Here is a 2534-nt window from a genome sequence, read left to right as displayed (position 1 = left end):
GGTGCTGGACATAGGCTGTCGCCCCGGCGGTGTTCGCCCGCAGGGAAGCAGCCCCACCGTGACTGATAGCCGTCGCTATCGACGGGGAGCCGACGGTACTATCCCATTCAATACCGGCAGTGACTGACTGGGCTTCAAAACCGGATGTCCAGAGTCGGGCCATATCGGGCTAGATGTCCGTAAACTTAACCAGGATATCACCGGTGGTATCGGTATTGATATGGGTACGCCATATCTTCGTGCAGCCGTGTTCCTTGGCATGTTGGGTGAGCCGGAGCGCCATGTACTCATAGCTGAAATTACCGCCGCCGAGCCACATGATCTGACTGGCGTGGAGAGCGTTACCGCCGTCGCCCTGGATTTTGCGCTTCACGGCATCCGGTACGTTGGCATTGACGATGACATGGCACTCCACGGTAATTTCGGTACCCTTGAGGACGTACCGGGGCGTGAAGGTACTGCCGTCGGGGTAGGTTTCGATATCCCGACCTTCCATCAGGGCGTTCAGGTTGGTGATGATCTTGTCTACTTTGGCAAACTCGTTATTGCCGTCTATCATAAGCCCGATACAGTATTTCTCGTACATGTCGTTCCTCTATTAGTTAGTATCAACCCACAAGTCACCTGTCGTCGGAGAGGTCGGGGCAACCGTACCGACGGTTATCTTGGCAGCCCCCGTCAGGAAGCCGGTCGGGTTGTTGATGACCGGAGCCGTCAGTGTCTTGTTGGTCAGCGTCTGGGTATCGCTGGTACCGACGATAGCGCCCGTAGGAGCGGTTACAGCGGTAACGGCGCTACTTATGCCGTTACCAAGCAGTAGGCCGCTCTGACGTACTCGTATGTCGTTAAGAAACGCTTTAGGCATCGGATTATCCTGTGATTACTACCCGGTACTGTCCGGCTGTCGGGGCGGTGGCGAAGGTGAAGGTAGTGGTAGTGGCACTGGTCAGGGAGACGTCACATTCCACCATCAGCAGGGCAGGGGTGGAACCGACCTCGTAGACGCAGGCCGTAACGAACTGGTTACCGAGGTTGTGGGTGACGATGATGGACGTAGCGGCCCCGTCCCCGATGGTCTGGGTGTGGATGCCGACAGCACCGAGGGCAGTCCGGGCGGCTGCGGCCGTGGTCTGTCCGGTACCACCGTTGGCGATGGCAACCGTACCGGAAACGTTGACAGCAGTGGTGGCATTGGCGACAGCCGAGGTGATCTGTCCACCGGAGATACTTTTATTCGTGAGTGTCTGCGTCCCGGCTGCCGTTACTAAGGTATCACCGGTAGCGGTGTTCAGCTGGGCGACGGTAGCCTGAAGGGTATTGCTTGTCAGGTTAATGGTCTTGTTCGTGAGCGTCTGCGTACCAGCCAGTGTGGCCACCGTGTTGTCGATAGCGAAGGTATTGCCAGTTTTGGTAAGTCCGGTACCGGCAGTCGGTACTCCGGCGCTACTGAACTGGGTGAAAGCGAGGGCAGTCGTACCGAGGGTAATAGCGCCGTTGTTGTTCAGTACCCAACCGGTATCAGCGTTCGTGGTACCTTCTTCAACGAAGGCGAACATACCGGAGGTGACTTCGGTGTTACTGTCAGCGTCGAGTGCCCGTGTCGGCGCCCCGGTTGCATTGACGGTGTAGATACCGTTTTCAGAGCCGGTAGTCTGGTCTTTAATCAGGATGCGGTTGCCGGTAACCAGTGTCACACCGTCGATGACGGAGCCGTTAGCGAAGGCGGTAGTCAGAGCACCGTTCGCAGTGGTAGCTGCCCGTACCGAGGCTTTGAAGTCGAGTCCTTGGGCGATAGAGTCAGCATAAGCTTTGGTAGCGGCATCGGAGTCAGTAGTCGGGTTAGCCAGGCTGGTGATCTTCTGGTTATTCAGTGAGACGGCGGCTGTCGGGGCAGCTAACTGGTCGAGACGGTTGGATTGTACACGGGCGGCAGTGTAGTAAAGGTTGGTACCTTCGGCTATGTCAGTCGTCGTAGCAGCTGCTCCGGCTGTGACGAGTCCCTTAGCGTCGTAAGTGATCTTGGTAGCCGTTGCGCCCGTGATAGCGGCGTTTTCATCTACCTTGTTGTCTAAGGCGGTCTGGAGGCCGGTGACAGTCGAGATGGCCTGTGCGCCGGTGTGGTTGGCCCGGTCGAGCAGGAAGGTGTCGGTCGAGTTGGCAGTCGCCCCGGAAGCAATACCGTTTAACTTCACCTTATCGGCCGAGGTCATAATACCGGCGTTCGTACCGTCAGCCGACGGAATCGAAGCGTCTCCCCCAGTATCGGAGTTAATGATGACAGTAGTGGCAGACAGGGTAGTAGAGAGGTTGGTAGAACCGGCTCCGGCCGAGGTCGTCATGTCTTCCCAGACGGTACCGTTCCACATGTACCCGGTGTTATCCGTCGTGTTGTAGTACATCTGTCCGGTAACCGGGCTGGAGGGGGCGGTAGCCAGCTTACCAAGGACGGCGTTCTGTAACTCGTTCTTACTGAGGTCTAAATGGGTTAGTATCTTTCGGGCCATTGGGTATAATCCTTATACTTATTTTAATTA

At 56.7% G+C, this 2534-nt stretch carries 3 protein-coding genes; all 3 read right to left on the bottom strand.

The features are described 5' to 3' along the window. Positions 1–169 precede the first annotated feature (169 nt). Genes AB1772_13330 through AB1772_13320 form a run of 3 tightly spaced genes read right to left on the bottom strand, consistent with a single transcriptional unit; the run spans position 170 to position 2504 of the window. On the bottom strand, positions 170–586 hold the full coding sequence (locus AB1772_13330; protein ID MEW5797321.1) for a hypothetical protein: 417 nt from the start codon (positions 584–586) through the stop codon (positions 170–172). Between the two features lie 12 nt (positions 587–598). Beyond that, positions 599–865, bottom strand: coding sequence for a hypothetical protein (locus AB1772_13325; protein ID MEW5797320.1), 267 nt, complete (start codon positions 863–865; stop codon positions 599–601). Positions 866–869: 4 nt separating this feature from the next. Continuing rightward, complete coding sequence (locus AB1772_13320; protein MEW5797319.1) at positions 870–2504, bottom strand: hypothetical protein; 1635 nt, start codon at positions 2502–2504, stop codon at positions 870–872. Positions 2505–2534 lie beyond the last annotated feature (30 nt).

It is taken from the genome of Candidatus Zixiibacteriota bacterium (assembly GCA_040752815.1).
Taxonomy (GTDB): Bacteria; Zixibacteria; MSB-5A5; order GN15; family FEB-12; genus JAGGTI01.
This window is presented reverse-complemented; position numbering and strand designations above follow the sequence as displayed.

What these genes read in the sequence shown, in the direction of transcription:
- AB1772_13330 (MEW5797321.1), bottom strand. Translation starts at nt 586, where the DNA reads ATGTACGAGAAATACTGTATCGGGCTTATGATAGACGGCAATAACGAG.
- AB1772_13325 (MEW5797320.1), bottom strand. Translation starts at nt 865, where the DNA reads ATGCCTAAAGCGTTTCTTAACGACATACGAGTACGTCAGAGCGGCCTA.
- AB1772_13320 (MEW5797319.1), bottom strand. Translation starts at nt 2,504, where the DNA reads ATGGCCCGAAAGATACTAACCCATTTAGACCTCAGTAAGAACGAGTTA.